Origin of the sequence: Actinomadura sp. NPDC048955 (assembly GCF_040649435.1) — a bacterium.
GTDB classification, from domain to species: Bacteria; Actinomycetota; Actinomycetes; order Streptosporangiales; family Streptosporangiaceae; genus Spirillospora; species Spirillospora luteofluorescens.
The window spans coordinates 1-19629 of the sequence record NZ_JBEZJI010000081.1; the positions used below are offsets into that span (position 1 = coordinate 1).

The window sequence follows — 19629 nt, forward strand, 5'->3', positions numbered from 1 at the left end:
CGACGCCGAGACGGCCCTGGCGGTGATGGGCGACGCCGCGTCCGCGCTGCGCGACGGGCAGGTCTGGGCGCAGATGGGCACGGTCGGCGTCGCGGACGTGCCCGCGCTCGCCCGGTTCGCCGCCGGCCACGGGCTGACGTTCGTCGACTCCCCCGTCCAGGGCACCAAGCAGCCCGCCGAGCAGGGCAGGCTCATCATTCTCGCCGCCGGGCCGCAGGACGCGCGCAAGGCCCTGGAGCCGGTCTTCGGCGCGGTCGGCGGCAGGACGGTGTGGCTGGACGAGGACGGCGCGAGCGGCGCGGGCACCCGCCTCAAGCTGGCCGCCGTGAGTTACGCCATCTCGCTGACCTCGGTCGTCGCCGAGTCGGTCGCGCTGGCGAAGGGCCTCGGACTCGACCCGTCCCTGCTCGGCGAGGTCCTCACCGGCGGCCCGCTCGACAGCCCCTACCTGCAGACCAAGATGAAGGCGATGCTCGACGGCGACTTCGAGCCGAGCTTCGCCGTCCGCAACGCGGAGAAGAACACCCGGCTCATCCACGACTCCGCCGAGGCCGCGGGCGTCCGCGTCGACGTGAACGACGCGGCGGGCGAGCGGTTCCGGCGCACCATCGAGCAGGGGCACGGCGACGAGGACATGGCCGCCACCTACCGCGCGAGCTTCGCGGACTGACCCCGGCCGGACAGGCCGGCACCGGGCGCGGCGGTGCGCGCGGCGGAGGGGCACCGGGTCAGGATGGTGGCATGGACGTACTGAGCAGCCGCATCCTGCTTCGCTCCGGCGATCCGGCGCGCACCCAGCGCTTCTACCGCGACGTGCTGGGCCTCGCCGTGTACCGGGAGTTCGGCCCGGCCGGCTCTCCCGGCGTGGTGTTCTTCCTCGGCCCGGGCTTCCTGGAGGTGTCGGGGCACGGCGCCGGCGAGACCGGGGCGTCGCCGGTGCTCTGGCTCCAGGTCCGCGACGTCCGGGCCGAGCACGAGCGGCTCGCGGCCGCCGGCGCCCTCGTCACGCGGGAGCCGCGGGAGGAGGCGTGGGGACTGGTCGAGATGTGGATCGAGGACCCCGACGGCGTCAAGATCGTTATTGTGGAGGTCCCGGAGGGGCACCCCCTCCGCCGCGACCCGCGCACCTGACCCGGCGGTGATGATGACCGGCGACTACTGGAACCACAACACGCACTACCACGGCGTCGTGCTGCGCAGCGTGCCGCGCGGGTGCGGGGAGGCGCTGGACGTCGGCTGCGGTGACGGCCTGCTGGTGCGCCGCCTCGCGCCACGGGCGGCGCACGTCACCGGGCTCGACCGGTCGCCGGAGATGGTCGCCGAGGCGGCGCGGGCGAGCGAGGGCTTCGGCAACGTCGACTTCGTCGAGGCGGGCCTTCTCGAATACGACCTGCCGGAGGACTTCTACGACTTCGTCTGCAGCGTCGCCGCCATCCACCACATGGACTTCGTCAAGAGCCTGACGGCGATGCGCGGCGCCCTCAGGCCGGGCGGCACCCTGGTCGTCATCGGGCTGGCGAACAACAGAGGGCCGCGCGACCGGGCGTACTCTGCGGCCGGCCTGCCTGCGCACTACTTCCACCGGCTCCGCAACCGGCGGCGGGCGGGCAGCCCCGACGCCCCGGTCATGGACCCCGACATGACGTGGGGCGAGGTCCGGGACGAGGCGCTGCGGCTGCTGCCCGGGGCCGTGTTCCACCGGCACCTGCTGTGGCGCTACTCCCTCGTGTGGCGAAAGCCGCGCTGAGCCCGCCCGGACACCACAAAACTGGAAAACACTGGAAGTGTCGGGAAGTACCTGTACTGTCTGCCGCATGTCCCGGTCCCCCGGCGTCCCGACCCCCGACGAGCTGGAGACGCGCATCGCCGAGCTGCGCGCCGCCGTGCGCCGGGCCATGGCCGCCGGCGACCGGGCGCGGGCCCGCGAGCTGCGCGCCGAGCTGCGCGGGGCCGAGACCGCGTGGGACGACGCCGTCCTCGGCGACGGCACCGCGCCCGGCGCCCGCCGCGGCGAGGACGACGGCCCCCGCGGCCTGCTGCCCGTCCGGGAGCAGGTCCACCAGGCGCTCACCCTGCTCGGGGCGCCCGCCGCGCCGAAGCTGATCGGGTCGGTGTACGCGGCGTTCTTCCCCGGCGAGATCCCGGGCAGCCGCCTGACGAGCCTGCGCCGCGACGAGGAGCGCTCCTTCCGCACCGCGCCGTACGCGCGCCCCTACTACCTGTGCGCCGCGCTGACCGCCGACCTGCTGGCTCCCGCGCGCGGGCTCCTCACCGTGAGCACGTGGCCGCTGGAGCAGCGCGTCGTCGGACCGCTCAGCCCGCGCACCGACTTCCTCACCAGCGCGCTGCGCCTGGCCGAGCACGCGGGGCGCGGGACGCCGTCACCGGACGTGCAGCGGCTGCTGTGGCGTTTCGCGTCCAACATTCCCGGTGCGGTCACCGGTACGGTCGGTACAGTCGATCCGGCCGTGCTCGCGGAGGCCGCCCGGGCCGAGCTGGACGTGCACCGCGCCCCGGACCGGCGGCGGCGCGAGTCGGCCGCGGCACGCGCCCGGGAGAGGCTCGACGACGCCGAACAACTGTTCGGCACCCGGCTGCGGGCCCTGCGGGATCCCGGCCGGCGCCCCGCCATCAACGGAGAGACGGACCGATGACCGACACCGCGCCGGACCTGGACCGGCTGCGCGGCGACGCGCCCCCGCGCAACCACGACGCCCGCACGATCGCCGCGCTCACGTCCAATCCGGGCTGCGCCCGCCGCGGCGTGATGGACGCGGCGGGCGTCGACAAGGACGCGGTGGCGAAGGCCCTCGGGTTCCCCGCGCCGTTCGGCCAGTCCCAGTTCGCGATCACGCGCGGGAACGCGTTCGAGGCGCAGGTGAAGGCGGACGGGTGCGCGGAGCTGCTGACGCTGCTGCGCGAGCGGCTCGGCCTCGCCGTCCCCGAGGTCGCCTACGACGACCTGGAGGTGGTCGCGGGCAACGAGGGCCGGGAGCTGCGGCACTCGCGCACGCGGCGGCTGGTCGCCCGCGCGCTGGAGACCGGCGAGGGGACGCTGTTCGACCACCCGCTGCTGCGGCTGGAGATCGGCGGGCGGCCCGCCTACCTGGAGCCGGACGTGATCGCGTTCCAGCTCGAGGGGCGGATGCACGTCATCGAGATCAAGTCGTTCGCGGTCGTGGACGGGCAGGCCGAGCCGGAGCAGGTCGCGGCGGCGGCCCGCCAGTCGGCGGTGTACGTGCTGGCGCTGCGCCGCCTGGCGGCCGAGCTCGGGCACGACCCGGCGCGCGTGTCGCACGAAGTGTTCCTCGTCTGCCCGGAGAACTTCTCGAACCGCCCCACCGCGACACCGCTGGACGTGCGGCCGCAGCTCGCCGTCCTGGAGCGGCAGCTCGCGCGGCTCACCCGCGTCGACGACATCCTCGCCGAACTGCCGGACGACCTGACGTTCCAGCCCGGGGAGGCGCTCGCGGAGTCCGTGCGGGCCGTCGAGGCGCGGTACGCGCCCGAGTGCATGGCGGGCTGCGAGATGGCGCTGTTCTGCCGGGACGAGGCGCGGGCGTGCGGCGCGACGGGCGCGCTCGGCCGGTCGGTCCGCGACGACCTCGGCGGCATCGACACGATCGGGGCCGCGCTCGCGCTGGCGGACGGGTCGCTGCATCCCGCCGACGACCTGGCCGAGACGGCCGAGCAGCTGCGCGCCGCGGCCCGGCTGCGCGACGAGGCACTGCACGGGGCCGCGTGATCCGCCCATGAGCGCACTGTCCTCGCTTGCGCGGTTGCAGGCGGCGGACGCCGGGATCGCGCAGCCGCTCGCGACCGTGCGGCACTGCCACGTCTCCGGCGCCCCGCTCGTGCTCGTCCCGCTGAAGCTCGCCGGGGAGGCGGCGGCGCCGCTGGCCGTGATGCTCGGCAGCGCGCCCGACGACGCCACGATGCTCGTGGTCCCGCAGCCGCGCAACCGCGACCTGCGGTTCGCCTTCGCGGCCACCTTCGCCAAGCTCGTCCTGAACCACATCGAGACGAGCCGGGGCCCGGTGGAGGAGCTGCCGCCGGGCAAGGACGGCGATGAGCGGATCCGGTACGGGGACGCGCCGCAGCTGCTCGTGCCGAACCGGGGCGGTGTCGCGTTCCTCCGGATGGTGGGCCGGTCGACGCGCTTCCGCAGCACCGAGGGCCCGTACGCGGTTGACCCGGCGGTGCCGGTGCTCGGTCGGTGGCTGACGTGGTTCGCCGACCGCCACGACCATCCGGGGTCGTCCCTGCTGGGGGCGGTGACGGAGCTGCTGCGGCTGCACTGGGCGACCGGGCAGAGCTCGCTGGAGGACGGCAACCTCGCCGCGCTGATGGGCTGGATCGACCCGCCGGACGGCCTCGACGGCCCGGCCGCGGCGGCGCGCGCCGAGGACCCCGTCGTCTGCCCGCCCGCGGGCCCGACGACCGACCCGACGTTCGACAACGAGGTCCTCGCCCCCGCGATCGCCGCCTACGACCGGTCGGGCGGGGCCTCCGCCGCCGAGGAGCGGCTGCGCGCCGCGATCGCGAGCCAGCTCACCCCGACCTGGGAGCTGATGTGGCGGGCCGTCGGCCTGCTGCGCGCGCTGCCGGAGGGGGCGAGCGTCCCGCGCCGCTGGGAGCGCGACCGGGACGCCTTCACCTATTACCACCAGACGTTCGGCGAGGCGTATCCTCAGGCGCGCCGCGACCCGCCCGTCCGCGCGGCGCGGCGGCTGCACGACCTCGAGCGCGCGCAGGACGCCTACGACGCGCAGCGGGCGTTCGACGACCCCCTGGTGATGGCCGAGCACCGGCTGGCCGGCCAGGCGTTCGGCGGGACGGTCACCGAGTGCGACCCCACCCGGCTGGACGAGACGGGCAAGCGGCCGAAGCTGCGCCCGCTGCTGCGGGTCGGCACGCGGGACCCGGTGCGGCTCGACGTCGGCACGACCGTGTGCAGTGCCGCCAGACCGGCGCTCAAGGGGAGGATCGTGGAGTTGGACGACGGCGGGGTGCTGGTGGAGCTGACCGGCGGGATGGGCCGCAAGCTCACCCCGGAGGCGGGCGCCGTCCCCGCGGTCGGCGACCGGGTGTGCTTCACCTCGCTGACGGAGGGCTCGTTCGGCGCGGCGAGGTTCCCCGACCGGGAGGACACGCCGTGGACGCACGGCGGGCCGCCCGCCGAGTACGTGCCGGCCGACGAGGACGCCGAAGAGGAATGGTCGTGACCGGGCCCGCGGGCCGCCATCTGGCGCCGGTGGCGGCGCGGGACCCGGAGCCGTCCCTCGGTCCGGGCGACGCCGCGGCGCGGGTCGTCGACGGCGTGCTGGCCGACCTCGGCGGCGGGCACCGCGGCGTGGTGGTCGACTCCCCGCCGGGCGCGGGCAAGTCGACGCTGGTGGTCCGCGCGGCCGCGCACCTGGCCGAGGCCGGCGAGCGGCTGATGATCGTGGCGCAGACCAACGAGCAGGTCGACGACCTCATCGACCGGATCGCCGCCAAGCATCCCGGCATCACGCTCGGGCGGCTGTCGGCGTCGGGCTACGTGCCGTCCGAGCGGGTCATGGCGCACCCGTCGGTGCGGGTCGCGCAGAAGGCCGACGACCTCGCCGAGCACACCGTCGTCATCGCGACGGGCGCGAAGTGGGCGACGCTGTCGGACGGGTCGTGGCCGTGGGCGATCGTGGACGAGGCGTACCAGATGCGCTCGGACCTGCTGCTGCGCATCGCCGGGAGGTTCGAGCGGGCGCTGTTCGTCGGCGACCCCGGCCAGCTCGACCCGTTCTCCACCGTCGAGGTCGAACGCTGGGCGGGCCTGACCTGGGACCCGATGCGCAGCGCCGTGTCGGTCCTGCTCGCCCACAACCCCGACCTTCCCGTCCACCGGCTGCCGGTGTCCTGGCGGCTGCCCGCGTCGGCGGCGCCGGTGGTGTCGGAGGCGTTCTACCCGTTCACCGGTTTCCGTGCGGGGACGGGGCCGGGCGACCGGAGGCTGGAGTTCGCCGCGCGGGGCATGGGCACCACCTACGACCACGCGCTCGAAGAGGCGGCGGACACCGGCTGGGCCCTCTACGAGCTGCCCGCCCGGCACACGCTGCGCACCGACGCCGAGGCCGTCCGCGCGACGGCGGCGCTCGCCGTCCGGCTGCTGCAACGCGGGCCCGTCGCCCACTCCGAGCTGGGCTCCACCCCGGTGGACGCCGCGCGCATCGCGATCGGCGCGGCCCACCGCGACCAGGTCACCGCGATCCGCGCCGCGCTCGGGCCGCACGGCGCGGGCATCACCGTCGACACCGCCAACCGGCTCCAGGGCCGCGAGTACGACGTGACGGTCGTGCTGCACCCGCTGTCGGGGCGCCGCGACGCGACCGCCTTCCACCTGGAGTCGGGGCGGCTGTGCGTGCTGGCGTCGCGGCACCGCCACGCGTGCGTCGTGGTGGCGCGGGCGGGCATCCCCGAACTGCTGGACGCGCATCCGTCCGCCGAGCCCGTGCACCTCGGCGTGCCGGTCAAGTTCCCGGACGGGTGGGAGGCGAACCAGTCGGTTCTGGCCCACCTGGCCCGGCACCGCATCGCCGGCGCCTAGCTGTGTTTTCTCAGTCCCGGCCCACGTAGCTCGCCTGGCGGCTCGCTACGTGACCCGGCCTGGGCGAACGCGGCATCGCTTCGCGATCTGCCCGGCTCCGCTCGCCTCCGGCCTCGCTCCACCGGCCAGGTCACGCGGTGGCGCGTTTGACCGGAGCCACTTCGAGACAGGCGCCTAGGGCGCCGTGGGGCGGGGACGGCTCGGTCAGGCCGGACCGGCGGTCGCGGCCCAGCGCCCGTGGTGAACGCTGATGGCGATCGGATGGTCGAAGCACGCGCTGACCAGCTCGGTCGTGAGGACGTCGTCGGCCGCTCCGGAGGCGAGCACCTGGCCCTCGCGCAGCAGCAGCGCGTGGCTGGTGCTGACGGGCAGCTCCTCCAGATGGTGCGTGACGAGCACGGTGGTCAGGTCGGGCCGCTCGGCGCGCAGCTGGTCGAGGCCGGCGAGCAGCCGCTCCCGGGCGGCGACGTCCAGGCCCGTGGCGGGCTCGTCGAGCAGCAGCAGCGGCGGGTCGGGCATCAGCGCCCGCGCGATCAGCGTGCGGCCCCGCTCCCCCTGCGACAGGTTCGGCCAGCGGGCGTCCGTGCGAGGCGTGAGGCCCATCAGCGCGATCAGCTCGTCCGCCCGGCGCAGGTCGTCCTCGTCCGGCGTCCAGCGCGGGACGAGCTCGATCGTGCCCGTCACACCGGTCAGGACGATCTCGCGCACCGTCCGCGATGACTCCAGGGGATGGCGCGGGTTGACCTGGCCGATCAGCCTGCGCAGCTCCTGGACGTCCACGCGGCCGAGCCGGCGCCCGAGGATCTCCGCGGTGCCGCGCGTCGGGTGGGTGTAGGCGCCGAGGATGCCGAGCAGCGTGCTCTTGCCGGCCCCGTTCGGGCCGATCAGCGCCCAGTGCTCGCCGCGCAGCACCGTCAGCGTGACGCGGTCGAGCAGCGTCCGCCGCTCGCGCACCAGATCGATCTTGTCGGCGTTCAGCACGACGTCGGACACGGGGCCTCCGTTCGAGAGCGCGAAATGAGGGCACGCGGGGGGATATGCGGCGTGCGGACGCGGGAGACCGGGGTCGCCGGGGCGGATGCGTCGGTGAAGGAACCTCAACGTACCCGAACGCCGCCGCCTGGTACGAGCGAGGCGTCCGGCCGGATACTGTGAGAGCCGGTGCCTCAGCGATCGGGGAGGGACATGGAGGACCTCGGCTTCATGTGCGCCCGCTGCGGCGGCGAGGTGCACGACGTGACGCACAACCGCGAGGGTTCGCTCGACGGCGTCGGCTACCGCCACAACCGGCGGGTGGAGCCGTGGGACCACGAGCTCGAGCTCGCGGTCGGCGAGCCCGCTCCAGCCGACCAGGCATGCGACTTCTGCGGCGCGGCCGCGCCGCGCTGGCTCTACTACCCCACGCTCGACCCCGACGACACCGACATGTTCGAGGTCGAGCTGGACACCACGCACCTGTCGGACGACGACACCGCCGTGGCGGTCCTCAACATGCTCTACCCCTGGTACGGGTGCGACACGTGCTCCGTCCTCGTCGCCGACCGCAACGTCGACCTGCTCATCGCCCGCGCCCTCGACCGGACCCCCGTCCCCGCGGACGGCCCCGTCGACGAGGACACCGTCCGGGCCCGGCTGCGCGGCTCCCTCTCGGTCTTCTTCACCACCCGTCCGGGCAGGCCGCAGCCTTCCCGGGCCGTCTAGCGGGGCGGTGCCCGGCTACCCCCGGGGGGTGGGATGTCGGTGGGGCTCAATATGATCGGTCCCGTTTTGGTGTGGTGGAAGTGAGCACGGGGGACATGAAGTGATCATCGAGAGGCGGTTCCACGGGCCGGACGGGTCGGGGAACGGCGGATACGTGGCGGGGCGCCTGGCGGGGCGGGTGCCGATCGACACGGTGACCGTGACGCTGCGGCGGCCGCCGCCGCTGGACATCGAGCTCACCGTCACGGTGGAGGACGAGCGGGGGCACAGCGCGCGGCTGTGGGACGGCGAGCGGCTCATCGCCGAGGCCCTCGCGGGGGCGATCGTGGTGCCGCCCATCGCGGCCGTCCCGTTCGAGGAGGCGCTGAAGGCGGCGGAGAAGTACCGGGCGGCGGAGAACCACCCGTTCCCGGGCTGCTTCGTGTGCGGGCCGGAGCGCGAACCCGGCGACGGACTGCGGCTCGAACCGGGGCCCGTGGCCGAGGGCACCGTCGCGACGCCGTGGATCCCCGAGCGGGTCCCCGAGCGTGAGCTGGTGTGGGCCGCGCTGGATTGCCCCGGCGGCTGGTCGTTCGACGTGGCGGGCCGCCCTGCGGTGCTCGGCACGATGACGGCGCAGGTCATGGACGTGCCGGAGGCCGGTGAGCGGTGCGTGGTGGTGGGCTTCGCGCGCAGCCGCGAGGGCCGCAAGATGCACGCGGCGACCGCCCTGTACGGGGCCGACGGGCGGCTGCTGGGCCGCGCCGAGCAGATCTGGATCGAGGTCGATCCCGAGACGTTCGGGCGCTGACGCCCCGGCCGACGATGTGACGGCGGGGCCTCCCGGGTCCGGCCGTTTCGGCGATCTGTGTCGTCCGACACTGTCAATCGCACCGGAACCGCTGTTCAATCTGAGCTTCCGCGGAAAACGGGAGGCAGATCGATGCGCGGAGACGGATTACTCATCGTGGGGCTGGCGGCGCTGGCCGTGTACACGGGGGCTTACTGGGAGCGCGCCCGCCGCGCCGCGATGGACATGGGCAGGAGCCATCGGAGGGTTCTCACGCCGCGGCGGACCGCGGCGAGGGAGCGCGACCAGGTCCTGGTGTCCGCCTCGGTGGCGGCGCTGGCGCTGGCGCTGGTCCTGGTGGCCGGCCTCGGCTGAGCCCGGACGGCGCGGCCGTCCGGGCCCGGGCGGTCAGTGACCGGTGAACAGCGGGTCCTCCCGGTCCGCGCCGTTGACGGGGCGGCCCTGGGTCAGGGGCATCCCGCCGGGGGCGGGATGGCCGCCCGTGGTCGAGCCCGGCGTCCCGTTCGGGGCGGACGGCAGGTTCGGTACGGGCGCCCCGAGGGGGACGGGCGCGCCGGGGGGCATCGGAGAGCCGCCCGGGAAGGGGCCGCCGATCGGGGGCGGGCCCGGCGGCATGCCGGGCGCCGGGGCGGTGCCGGGGGCACCCGAGGGAGGCGGCCCGGGCGGGGGCGAGGGGTGGCCGCCGCCCGACATCCGCCCGCCGGGCGGGAAGTTCGACGACAGCGTGTTGTGGGTGAGCTGGTCGATCTGGCGGCGGGCGCGGTCGGCCTCGGCGCGGGCTGCGTCGCGCTCCTCGGCGAGGGCGGTGAGCGCGGCCTGCTGCTCGGCGACCGACTGCGACAGCTGCCGCAGCTGCACCGCCTGGTCGTTGACCTTGGTGTTCAGCTCGTCCCGCTCGGCCGTCGCGGCCGCGGCCTGCGCCAGCGCGGCGTCGCGCTCCTTGGCGGCCTCGTCGGCCCGGGCGCCCGCGCGGACGAGCTCCGCCTCGGCCTCCGACTGGGCGCGCATGGCGGTGGTGCGCTCGGCCTCGGCCTTGCTGGCGGCCTGCATGGCCCGCTGCCGCTGGGCCTCGGTGTCGCGCATGGCGTTGCGCAGGTCCTCGGCGCCCTGCTTGGCGACCGCGGCCTCCACGCGCTGCGCCTCGGCGGCGCCCTCCGACTCGGCGAGCTTGGCGTGCAGGCCGACGAGCTCGGCCCGGGCGGCCTCCAGCGCGGCGAGCAGCTCGGCCTCGCGGGCCGCGACCCGGTCGCGCTCGCTCTCGGCGGCGAGCTTGGCCGTCATGGACTGCTGCGCGATCTGGTGGGCCTCCTCCCACGCCTGCTGCGCGGCGTCGCGCTTGGCGGTGGCGAGCTTGGCCTCCTCGCGGGCGCGCCCGGCGTCTCCCTCGGCCGTCTCGGCACGCTTGCGGGCCGAGACGGCCTCGTGCCACGCCTCCTCGGCCTTGCGCTGGGAGGCGTCGCGCTCGCTCTGCGCGATGGCGAGCTCGCGGGCGGCCTCGGCGCGCACCTCGGCGACGCGGCGCTCCACGCCGGCGACGCTCAGCTCGGAGGTCAGCGAGTCGGCGAGCGCGTCGGCGGCCCGCTCCATCCGCTCGACGATCTCCCAAGCCGACGCGACCTGCCCGGTGAGGCCCGGCGCGTCCCGGCCGCGGTCGCGGCGCTCGCGCGCCTCGCGGGCGCAGGCGCCGTCGTTGTCCTGGCAGTAGCGGACGGTGCGGGCGGCCCCGACCGGCTGCGGGACGGGCCGTCCGCAGTTGGCGCACGGCCAGACCGTGACCGGGTCGCCCATGCGCGCGACCACGGTCTCGACGGGCGCCCGGGATCCCGTGCCCTCGTCCGCCGAGCCTTCGGAGACCGCGCGCTGGGGAGCCGCGGCCGCCCCCACGGGGCCGCTATTGTCGCGCTCTTCGCTGTTAGGCATGGAATGAACCTTACGCACCCCCGCGGGTCACTGCAGTGACTTGGGTGGTACATGTGGAGGTGCCCATTTCGCAGGAAAGTGAGCGGAGAAGGCGTCGGTGGCCTCGATGAGGCGGTCGCGCGTACCGGGCTCGCCGCCGCCGTGCCCCGCGTCCTCGACGATGTGGAATTCCGCCTCCGGCCACGCGCGGTGCAGATCCCACGCCTGCTCCAGTGGTGTCTTCATGTCGTAGCGCCCGTTCACGATCACGGCGGGGATGTGCCGGACGCGGTCCACTCCCGCGAGCAGGCCCCCGGCCGGGAGGAAGCCCCCGTTCGCGATGTAGTGGAGCATGATGCGGGCGAAGGCCACCAGCACCGCGTCGTCCAGGTCCGGCGCCGGGACGGGCAGGAGCGTGTTGGCCGCCAGCTCCCACGCGCCCCAGGCTCGGGCGGCGGGGACGTGGACGGCCGGGTCCGGGTCGCCGACCCGGCGCCCGTAGGCGGCGAGCAGGTCGTCCTGCTCGGCGGGCGGGATCGCGTCACGGAACGCCGCCCACTCGGCCGGGAAGAGCCGCGCCGCGCCGGTCGGGGCCAGCCCCCACGCCTCGTCCCACGGACGGACGAGGTAGATGCCGCGCAGCACCATCGCGCTGACCCGGTCGGGATGCGCCTGCGCGTACGCGAGCGCGAGGGTGCTCCCCCAGCTGCCGCCCAACACGAGCCAGCGTTCGATCGACAGGTGCTCGCGCAGGCGCTCGATGTCGGCCACCAGGTGCGGCGTGGTGTTGTGGTCGAGCGGCACCGCCGGGTCCCCGGCTCCGGGCAGGCTCCGGCCGCAGTTGCGCTGGTCGAACAGGACGACGCGGTACCGGGACGGGTCGAAGAACCGCCGGTGGTCGGGCAGGACCCCGCCGCCGGGCCCGCCGTGCAGGAACACCGCCGGCAGTCCGTCCGGATTGCCGCAGATCTCCCAGTGGACGCGGTTGCCGTCGCCGACGTCCAGCAGCCCGGAGTCGTACGGCTCGATCGGTGGGTAGTACTCCCGCAAGGCCATGTCCCAGTATCACCCGAATATGATCATGTGCGGGTCCGCCGCTCCCCTGGCGGCCCGACCCGTTACCCTCCCGGCATGACGCAGCCGACGTGCACGCAGTGCGAGGGCGACGACCTCGAACAGGGCTTCATCGAGGACTCGGGCGAGTCCTCCAAGGGCTACGCCCGCTGGATCCTCGGCCCGCTGGAGAAGGGCCTGCTCGGCGGCGCGAAGCGCATGGGCCGGCCGCGGTGGCAGATCGACGCCCTGCGGTGCCGCCGGTGCGGGCATCTGGAGCTGTTCGCGCGCACCCCCGCCTAGAGCTGGGCCATCGCCTTGCGGATGCGCTTGTCGGAGACGGGGAAGCGGGTGCCGAGCTGCTGGGCGAAGAGGCTGACCCGCAGCTCCTCCAGCATCCAGCGGACCTGCCGGGCCGGCTCCTCCTCGCGGCGGGAGGGGTGGAGCCGGCGCAGCGCCTGCTCGTACTCCTGCGCGAGGACCTCGACCTGGTGCGCGAGCATGCGGTCGCGTCCCGGGTTCTCGGGGAGCTTGTCGAGCCTGACCTGCAGCGCGCGCAGGTAGCGCGGCAGATCCGGCAGCCGGGCCCAGCCGGTCGCGGTGACGAACCCCGGCCGCACCAGCGTGCCGAGATGGCCGCGGACGTCGGTGAGCGCGGGTACGAGGGTGAGGCTCGCCGTGCCGCGCAGCCGCCGGTCGATCTCGTGCGCCTCGGCGAGGATCCGCTCGACCAGGCCGACGATCTGGGCCGTCGCGTCGTGCAGGTCGGCGCGGACCCGGTCGTACAGGGCGCGGAAGCCGTCCTCGTCCCACGCGGGCCCGCCCGCCTCGGCGATGAGCCGGTCGGCGGCGGCGGTGACGCAGTCGTCGAACAGGGCCGCGACGGAGCCGTGCGGGTTGTGGCTGAGCGCCAGCTTGCCCTGGTTCGTCAGGCGGCCCTGGATGAGCTTCACCGGTGACGGCGCGTTCAGCAGGATCAGCCGCCGCGTGCCGAGCCACATCGCGCGGCGCTGCTCGGCCTCCGTCTCGTACATGCGGACGGCGACGGTGCCGCCCTCGTCGGTGAGCGCGGGATAGGCCTTGACGTCGTAGCCGGCCTGGTTGCGCTCGTAAGTGCGGGGCAGCTCGCCGATCGTCCACTCGGTGAGGCCGGACCGCTCGATCGTCGCCGCCGCCTTGGACAGCGTCCCGCGCACCTTCCCGGCGAGGCGGCGTTTCAGTCCGTCCAGGTCGGTGCCCTCGCCGAGGGTCCGTCCCGCCGCGTCCACGACCCGGAACGTGATGCGCAGGTGGGCGGGCAGCCGGGACGGGTCCCACGCCTCACGCACGACCGGCACGCTCGTCATCGCGGTCAGCTCGCGCTCCAGGGCGTCCAGCAGGGGCTCGGTGCGCGGCGCGACACGGTCGAGGATCTTGCGGGCGTAGTCGGGCGCCGGGACGAAGTTGACGCGCAACTGCTTCGGCAGCGACCGGATCAGCTCGGTGACCAGTTCGGTCCGCAGGCCCGGCACCTGCCAGTCGAAGCCGGCCGGCCGCACCTGGTTGAGGACCTGGACGGGGATGTGCACGGTGACGCCGTCGGCGTCGGCGCCCGGCTCGAACTGGTAGGTGAGGCGCAGCCGCAGCGCTCCCTGCTGCCACGCGTCCGGGTAGTCGGACTCGCTCACGCCGCCCGCGGACTCGTTGATGAGCATCGACTTCTCGAACCCGAGCAGGTCGGGGTCGGCGCGCCGGGCCTTCTTCCACCAGGCGTCGAAGTGCCGCCCGGAGACGACGTCCTCGGGGATCCGCGCGTCGTAGAAGTCGAAGAGGGTCTCGTCGTCGACGAGGATGTCGCGACGCCGGGCGCGGTGCTCCAGCTCCTCCACCTCGTCCAGCAGGGCGCGGTTGTCGTGGAAGAACCGGTGGTGGGTCTCCCAGTCGCCCTCGACGAGCGCGTGCCGGATGAACAGCTCGCGCGCCAGCGCCGGGTCGATGGAGCCGTAGTTGACGCGGCGGTCGGCGACGATCGGGACCCCGTAGAGGGTGACCTTCTCGCGCGCCATGACGGCCGCCTGCTTCTTCGACCAGTGCGGCTCGCTGTAGTTGCGCTTCACCAGGTGCTGCGCGAGGGGCTCGACCCACTCGGGCTCGATCCTGGCGTTGATCCGCCCCCAGAGCCGGGACGTCTCGACCAGCTCCGCCGACATCACCCAGCGCGGCGGCTTCTTGAACAGCGCCGACCCCGGGAACACCGCGAACTTCGCGCCCCGGGCGCCGAGGTACTCCTGCCCGCGGCGCTGCTTCTCCTTCTTGTCGACGTCCATCAGGCCGATGTGGGAGAGCAGGCCGGCGAGCAGCGAGGTGTGGATGCGGTCGGGCGGCGCGTCGGCGGTGTTCAGCGTGACGCCGAGCGACTTGGCGACCTGCTTGAGCTGGCCGTGCAGGTCCTGCCACTCGCGGATGCGCAGGTAGTGCAGGAACTCGTTCTTGCACATGCGGCGGAACGCGCTGCCCGACAGCTCCGCCTGCTGCTCGCGCAGGTAGTTCCACAGGTTCAGGTAGGCCAGGAAGTCGGAGCCGGGGTCGGCGAACCGGCGGTGCCGGTCGTCGGCGGCCTGCTGGTTCTCGGCGGGACGCTCGCGCGGGTCCTGGATGGACAGCGCCGCCGCGATGATCAGCACCTCGCGGACGCAGCCGTTGCGGTCGGCCTCCAGGATCATGCGCCCGAGCCGCGGGTCGACGGGCAGCTGGGCGAGCCGGCGGCCGAGCTCGGTGAGGCGCTTGCGCGGGTCCTTCTCGGCCGGGTCGATCGCGCCGAGCTCGTGCAGCAACTCCACGCCGGCCTTGACGTTGCGGCGGTCCGGCGGCTCCACGAACGGGAACGCGGCGATGTCGCCGAGCCCGAGCGCGGTCATCTGCAGGATGACCGACGCGAGGTTGGTCCGCAGGATCTCCGGCTCGGTGAACTCCGGGCGGGACTCGAAGTCCTCCTCGGAGTACAGCCGGATGCACACGCCCTCGGAGACGCGGCCGCAGCGGCCCTTGCGCTGGTTCGCCGACGCCTGCGAGACCGGCTCGATCGGGAGCCGCTGCACCTTCAGCCGGTGGCTGTAGCGGGAGATGCGCGCGGTGCCGGGGTCGACGACGTACTTGATGCCGGGGACCGTCAGCGAGGTCTCCGCGACGTTGGTGGCGAGCACGACCCGCCGGCCGCGGTGCTGCTGGAACACCCGGTGCTGCTCGGCCGACGACAGCCGCGCGTACAGCGGCAGGACCTCGGTGGTCCCCCGCTGCCGGGTGAAGTGCTTGGTGAGCGCGTCGGCGGTGTCGCGGATCTCCCGCTCGCCGCTGAGGAACACCAGGACGTCGCCGGGCCCCTCGCGGCCGAGCTCGTCGACCGCGTCGACGATCGCCTGGACCTGGTCGCGGTCGGGGTCGGCGGACGGGTCGTCCGGGTCGGTGACGGGACGGTACCTGACCTCGACCGGATAGGTGCGCCCCGACACCTCCACGATCGGCGCGTCCCCGAAGTGCGCGGAGAACCGCTCCGGGTCGATCGTCGCCGAGGTGATGATCACCTTGAGGTCGGGGCGCCGGGGCAGGATCTCCCGGACGTAGCCGAGGAGGAAGTCGATGTTCAGGCTGCGCTCGTGCGCCTCGTCGATGATGAGCGTGTCGTACTGGCGCAGCAGCCGGTCGGTCTGGATCTCGGCGAGCAGGATGCCGTCGGTCATCAGCTTCACGAGCGTGCCGTCGCTCGACCGGTCGGTGAAGCGCACCTTGTAGCCGACGGTCTCGCCGAGCTCGGTGCCGAGCTCCTCGGCGATGCGGTCGCCGACCGTCCGCGCGGCGAGCCGCCGCGGCTGGGTGTGGCCGATGGAACCGAGCACGCCCCGGCCCAGTTCGAGGCAGATCTTGGGGATCTGGGTGGTCTTGCCGGAGCCGGTCTCGCCCGCGACGATCACGACCTGGTGGTCGCGGATCGCGGCGAGGATGTCGTCCTTCTTCTGCGACACCGGCAGCTGCGCCGGATAGGTGATCGCGGGCACGGCGAGGCGCCGCCGCTCGACCCGCCGCTCGGCGGTCTCGACCTCGGCGGCGATCTCCTCGGCGACCCTGGCCCGGCGCCCGGCGTCCCGCATCTTCTGGACGCCGTCGATCCTGCGGCGCAGCCGGTGCTGGTCGCGCACCATCAACTGCGGCAGGCGCGCGCGCAGGCCGGCGAGCGGCGATTCCACACTCGTCCCCATAACCATCGACAAGGATAGGGTTCCAGGCCCCCCGGGCCTCACTGACCCCACAACCTTCGCACCGTAGCCGGAACGCACCGCGTGGGGCGATCCATTATCCGGCCCTTACAACGCCGTGCCGGGAAGGCGCATTCCACGCTCCGCGGCCACGTTTCGCTTCTGATCCTTCACCCAAAGCCACTGCGCGGGCCCTCGTCCGTCATTCATGATTGGGAGACGTGGAGACCCCGACCGCCGCAGGGCGCTACCGGATCGACGGCCACCTCGGATCCGGCGGCTTCGCCTCGGTCTGGCGGGGGCACGATCCCGACCTCGACTCCCTCGTCGCGATCAAGATCCTGGCCGGGCACTGGACCCTGCGCACCGACGTGCGGGACCGGTTCGTCCAGGAGGCGCGGCTGCTGCGCCGCGCCGACTCGCACCGGCTGGTGCAGGTCTTCGACATCGGGGAGCTGCCGGACGGCCGCCCCTACTTCGTGATGACCTACGCCGACCGCGGCACGCTGGCCGAGCGGCTCGCCGCCGGGCCGCTCCCGCCGGGCGAGGCGCTGCGCACCGCGCAGGAGATCATCCGGGGCGTGCAGGAGCTGCACGACCTCGGCATCGTGCACCGCGACCTGAAGCCGTCCAACGTGCTGCTGCGGTCGGCGCCCGGCGGCGGCGAGCGCGTCATGATCGCCGACCTCGGCATCGCGCGCACCGGGGAGCACCTGTCGAGGCTGACGCTGCCCGCGGGCTCGCCCGGCTACATGGCTCCCGAGCAGACGCAGGTGGACGGCGCGCCGGACCGCCGCGCGGACGTCTACGGGCTCGGCGCGCTGACCCACCACCTGCTGACCGGGGAACCGCCCGCCGTGCCGCCCCGCCCGCCCGCCCAGACCCGGGCCGCGATCCCGTCCGGGGTCAGCGCGGCGGTGATGCGCGCGCTCGATCCGGACCGGGAGAGGCGCTGGGCGTCGGCGGCCGACTTCGGGGCGGCGCTGGCGCACGCCTCCGGGGAGACGCGCACCGGCGCGCTCGCGCCGAAGAGGCGCCCGCCGGGAAAGCGCCCGCGCGGCCGGCGGCGGGCCCTCGCGGCGGCCGGGGCGGCCGCGGCGGTGGCCGTGGGCGCCGTCGCGTTCGTGGTGCTCCCCCACCAGGGCGACGGCACCGCGACGCCGCAGGAGCAGAACCGGCAGTGGCTGCGGGCGGGGTCGGACGTCCCCGCCCGCTACCGGGACCTGATCGTCCAGGCCGGGACGTGGTGCGAGCTGCGCGGGCTGAGCCCGACGCTGATCGCGGCGATGCTGAAGGCGGAGAGCGGCTTCGACCCGCGCCTGGCCGACCCGGGGCGCGACGAGTACGGCATCGCCCGGTGGACTCCGCACGTCCTGGCCTTCTGGCAGCCCGGCGGGCTCGACAATCCCGAGCCGAGGCCCGCCCAGATCACGCCGGAGCTGTCGATCCCCGCGATGGGCCGGTTCCTGTGCTACTGGGGGAAGGACCTGAAGGACATCCCGGGCGACCCGGCGCTGAACCTCGCCGCCGCCTACCGCACGTCGGCCACGACGGTCGTGAAGACGGGCGGCGTCCCGGCCAGGGTCCGGCCGTACACCGAGAAGGTGCGCCGGTTCATGGACGACTACCGCCCGCGCTGAGGGCGGCCGGGGCGCGGGCGACGGTCAGCCCGCTCCGTACACCGGTTCGGGGGCGGGAACCTTCGCCAGGAGGTCCTTGACGACGTCGCCGACCTCGGCGGGGTCCCATCTCGCGCCCTTGTCGGCGGCGGGGCCGTGGCGGAAGGCGTCCATCACGCAGATCTTGCCTCCCTCGGCCTCGAAGACCCGCCCGGTGACGTCCCGCGACTGCGCGGAGCCGAGCCAGACGACGAGCGGCGAGACGTTCTCGGGGGCCATCGCGTCGAACTCGCCCTCGGCGGGCGCGGCCATCGTCTGCGCGAAGACCTCCTCGGTCATCCGGGTGCGGGCGGCGGGCGCGATCGCGTTGACCGTCACGCCGTACCGGCCGAGCTCGGCGGACGCCACGAGCGTCAACCCGACGATGCCCGCCTTCGCGGCGGAGTAGTTGCCCTGGCCGACGCTGCCGAGCAGCCCGGCGCCGGAGGAGGTGTTGACGACGCGCGCGTCAACGGCGCGGCCGGCCTTGCTCTCGGCCCGCCAGTACCGCCCGGCGTGCTTGAGCGGCAGGAAGTGGCCCTTGAGGTGCACGCGCATCACCGCGTCCCACTCGTCCTCACCGAGGTTGACCAGCATCCGGTCGCGCAGGAACCCGGCGTTGTTGACCAGGGTGTCCAGCCGCCCGAACGCGCCGGTCGCCGCGGCGACCAGCGCGGCGGCCCCCTCGTCGGTGGCGATGTCGTCGGTGCTGGCGACCGCCCGCCCGCCGAGCGCCTCGATCTCCCGCACGACGTCGTGGGCGGGCCCCTCGGAGGCGTCGCCGGTGCCGTCGCGGGCGACGCCGAGGTCGTTGACGACGACGAGGGCGCCCTGCCGGGCGAACTCCAGCGCGTGCGCGCGGCCGAGGCCGCGTCCGGCGCCGGTGACGGCGACCACCCGGTCCTTGCAGATCATCGCGTTTCCTCCTTGTTGACGGTGGCGGCGTCCAGGAAGGCGGGGCGCTCTCCCCCGCCGTGCACCTGCATCGACGAGCCGGTCACGTAGGACGCCAGGTCGGACGCCAGGAACACGCAGGCGGCGCCGATGTCGTAGGGGTCGGCGAGGCGGCCGAGCGGGACGGTCTCCGCCACCGCCGCGACGCCGTCCTCGTCCCCGTAGTGCAGGTGCGCCAGCTCGGTGCGGACCATGCCGAGGATCAGCGTGTTGACCCGGATGTGCGGCGCCCACTCGACCGCCAGGGACTGGGTGAGGTTGTGCAGGCCCGCCTTGGCGGCGCCGTAGGCGGCGGTGCCGGGCGACGGGCGCACCCCGCTCACGCTGCCGATGTTGATGACCGAGCCGCCCCCGCTCCGCATGATCCGGGGCCGCAGGGCGCGGGCCATGATCAGCGGCGCCGTCAGGTTCAACTCCATGATCTTCACGTGGGTGCGCAGGGCGCCGTCGGCGACCGGCAGGTACGGGGCGCCGCCCGCGTTGTTGACCAGCACGTCCGCGCGGTCGAGGCCGTCCGCGAAGGCCTGCACGGCGTCGGGGTCGCGCACGTCCAGCGAGACGAACCGCGCGGTCCGGCCGCCGGCCTCGGGCATCGTGTCCGGCTCGCGGCGGGCGACCGCGACCACGTCGGCGCCCGCCTCCAGGAAGGCGCGGCTGATCCCGGCGCCCACCCCGCGCACGCCCCCCGTCACCACGACGGTCCTGCCCCCAAGGTCGAGCGTCAGCGCCATGCCGCCTCCGGCTCCGCGTGCCCTGCCGCCT

At 74.4% G+C, this 19629-nt stretch carries 18 protein-coding genes; 12 read left to right on the top strand and 6 right to left on the bottom strand.

The genetic code is table 11. The features are described 5' to 3' along the window. The 7 genes from AB0C84_RS41355 to AB0C84_RS41385 all read left to right on the top strand — a co-directional run. Positions 1-670: NAD(P)-dependent oxidoreductase (locus tag AB0C84_RS41355; RefSeq protein ID WP_361077125.1), on the top strand; the 670-nt coding region annotated here is incomplete at its 5' end. A gap of 71 nt (positions 671-741) precedes the next feature. After that, entirely contained in the window at positions 742-1131 is a 390-nt protein-coding gene (locus AB0C84_RS41360; protein ID WP_361077128.1) for a VOC family protein, read from the top strand. A 10-nt stretch (positions 1132-1141) separates the two neighbouring features. Continuing rightward, positions 1142-1747, top strand: a complete 606-nt coding sequence (locus AB0C84_RS41365; RefSeq protein WP_361077130.1) for a class I SAM-dependent methyltransferase — start codon at positions 1142-1144, stop codon at positions 1745-1747. Between the two features lie 67 nt (positions 1748-1814). Next, complete coding sequence (locus AB0C84_RS41370) at positions 1815-2654, top strand: hypothetical protein (RefSeq protein WP_361077133.1); 840 nt, start codon at positions 1815-1817, stop codon at positions 2652-2654. Then, positions 2651-3745 carry a hypothetical protein gene (locus AB0C84_RS41375; RefSeq protein WP_258945240.1) on the top strand — a complete coding sequence of 365 codons (1095 nt, stop codon included), beginning with the start codon at positions 2651-2653 and terminating at the stop codon, positions 3743-3745. The genes AB0C84_RS41370 and AB0C84_RS41375 overlap by 4 nt, the downstream gene beginning before the upstream one ends. A gap of 7 nt (positions 3746-3752) precedes the next feature. Continuing rightward, complete coding sequence (locus tag AB0C84_RS41380) at positions 3753-5225, top strand: hypothetical protein (RefSeq protein WP_361077136.1); 1473 nt, start codon at positions 3753-3755, stop codon at positions 5223-5225. After that, positions 5222-6583, top strand: coding sequence for an AAA family ATPase (locus AB0C84_RS41385; protein ID WP_361077139.1), 1362 nt, complete (start codon positions 5222-5224; stop codon positions 6581-6583). The genes AB0C84_RS41380 and AB0C84_RS41385 overlap by 4 nt, the downstream gene beginning before the upstream one ends. A 204-nt stretch (positions 6584-6787) precedes the next feature. Here AB0C84_RS41385 and AB0C84_RS41390 read toward each other — a convergent pair whose 3' ends face one another. Then, positions 6788-7576, bottom strand: a complete 789-nt coding sequence (locus AB0C84_RS41390; RefSeq protein WP_361077142.1) for an ATP-binding cassette domain-containing protein — start codon at positions 7574-7576, stop codon at positions 6788-6790. A 192-nt stretch (positions 7577-7768) separates the two neighbouring features. Between AB0C84_RS41390 and AB0C84_RS41395 the strand changes: the two genes are divergently transcribed. From AB0C84_RS41395 to AB0C84_RS41405, 3 genes are all read left to right on the top strand, one after another. Then, a complete protein-coding gene (locus tag AB0C84_RS41395; RefSeq protein WP_258945243.1) occupies positions 7769-8284 on the top strand; it encodes a hypothetical protein in 516 nt (171 codons plus the stop codon). Between the two features lie 100 nt (positions 8285-8384). Next, positions 8385-9074 carry a hypothetical protein gene (locus tag AB0C84_RS41400; RefSeq protein ID WP_361077145.1) on the top strand — a complete coding sequence of 230 codons (690 nt, stop codon included), beginning with the start codon at positions 8385-8387 and terminating at the stop codon, positions 9072-9074. A 132-nt stretch (positions 9075-9206) separates the two neighbouring features. After that, the gene (locus AB0C84_RS41405) at positions 9207-9428 is read left to right on the top strand and encodes a hypothetical protein (RefSeq protein ID WP_258945245.1); all 222 of its coding nucleotides are present in this window, start codon (positions 9207-9209) and stop codon (positions 9426-9428) included. Between the two features lie 33 nt (positions 9429-9461). Here the strand turns inward: AB0C84_RS41405 and AB0C84_RS41410 are convergent, their stop codons facing one another. Together AB0C84_RS41410 and pip are read right to left on the bottom strand one after the other, a co-directional pair. Continuing rightward, complete coding sequence (locus tag AB0C84_RS41410) at positions 9462-10994, bottom strand: chromosome segregation ATPase (protein ID WP_361077148.1); 1533 nt, start codon at positions 10992-10994, stop codon at positions 9462-9464. A gap of 27 nt (positions 10995-11021) precedes the next feature. Then, on the bottom strand, positions 11022-12023 hold the full coding sequence (gene pip, locus AB0C84_RS41415; RefSeq protein ID WP_361077195.1) for a prolyl aminopeptidase: 1002 nt from the start codon (positions 12021-12023) through the stop codon (positions 11022-11024). Positions 12024-12104: 81 nt separating this feature from the next. On the opposite strand from pip, the gene AB0C84_RS41420 reads away from it, so the two are divergent. Next, positions 12105-12329, top strand: a complete 225-nt coding sequence (locus AB0C84_RS41420) for a hypothetical protein (protein ID WP_179848341.1) — start codon at positions 12105-12107, stop codon at positions 12327-12329. Here the strand turns inward: AB0C84_RS41420 and hrpA are convergent. Next, positions 12326-16258: an ATP-dependent RNA helicase HrpA gene (gene hrpA, locus AB0C84_RS41425; protein ID WP_361077151.1), complete on the bottom strand. Its 3933-nt coding sequence runs from the start codon at positions 16256-16258 to the stop codon at positions 12326-12328. The genes AB0C84_RS41420 and hrpA overlap by 4 nt on opposite strands. 218 nt (positions 16259-16476) lie before the next feature. Between hrpA and AB0C84_RS41430 the strand changes: the two genes are divergently transcribed. Then, positions 16477-17895, top strand: coding sequence for a serine/threonine-protein kinase (locus tag AB0C84_RS41430; protein ID WP_361077154.1), 1419 nt, complete (start codon positions 16477-16479; stop codon positions 17893-17895). Between the two features lie 24 nt (positions 17896-17919). Here AB0C84_RS41430 and AB0C84_RS41435 read toward each other — a convergent pair whose 3' ends face one another. Then, the gene (locus AB0C84_RS41435) at positions 17920-18828 is read right to left on the bottom strand and encodes an SDR family oxidoreductase (protein WP_361077157.1); all 909 of its coding nucleotides are present in this window, start codon (positions 18826-18828) and stop codon (positions 17920-17922) included. Beyond that, entirely contained in the window at positions 18825-19598 is a 774-nt protein-coding gene (locus AB0C84_RS41440; RefSeq protein WP_361077159.1) for an SDR family oxidoreductase, read from the bottom strand. Before AB0C84_RS41440 ends, AB0C84_RS41435 begins: the two co-directional genes overlap by 4 nt. Between the last annotated feature and the right edge of the window lie 31 nt (positions 19599-19629).

Coding starts and splice junctions, on each gene's coding strand:
- AB0C84_RS41360 (WP_361077128.1), top strand. CDS start 742: ATGGACGTACTGAGCAGCCGCATCCTGCTTCGCTCCGGCGATCCGGCG.
- AB0C84_RS41365 (WP_361077130.1), top strand. CDS start 1,142: ATGATGACCGGCGACTACTGGAACCACAACACGCACTACCACGGCGTC.
- AB0C84_RS41370 (WP_361077133.1), top strand. CDS start 1,815: ATGTCCCGGTCCCCCGGCGTCCCGACCCCCGACGAGCTGGAGACGCGC.
- AB0C84_RS41375 (WP_258945240.1), top strand. CDS start 2,651: ATGACCGACACCGCGCCGGACCTGGACCGGCTGCGCGGCGACGCGCCC.
- AB0C84_RS41380 (WP_361077136.1), top strand. CDS start 3,753: ATGAGCGCACTGTCCTCGCTTGCGCGGTTGCAGGCGGCGGACGCCGGG.
- AB0C84_RS41395 (WP_258945243.1), top strand. CDS start 7,769: ATGGAGGACCTCGGCTTCATGTGCGCCCGCTGCGGCGGCGAGGTGCAC.
- AB0C84_RS41405 (WP_258945245.1), top strand. CDS start 9,207: ATGCGCGGAGACGGATTACTCATCGTGGGGCTGGCGGCGCTGGCCGTG.
- AB0C84_RS41410 (WP_361077148.1), bottom strand. CDS start 10,994: ATGCCTAACAGCGAAGAGCGCGACAATAGCGGCCCCGTGGGGGCGGCC.
- AB0C84_RS41420 (WP_179848341.1), top strand. CDS start 12,105: ATGACGCAGCCGACGTGCACGCAGTGCGAGGGCGACGACCTCGAACAG.
- hrpA (WP_361077151.1), bottom strand. CDS start 16,258: ATGGGGACGAGTGTGGAATCGCCGCTCGCCGGCCTGCGCGCGCGCCTG.
- AB0C84_RS41435 (WP_361077157.1), bottom strand. CDS start 18,828: ATGATCTGCAAGGACCGGGTGGTCGCCGTCACCGGCGCCGGACGCGGC.
- AB0C84_RS41440 (WP_361077159.1), bottom strand. CDS start 19,598: ATGGCGCTGACGCTCGACCTTGGGGGCAGGACCGTCGTGGTGACGGGG.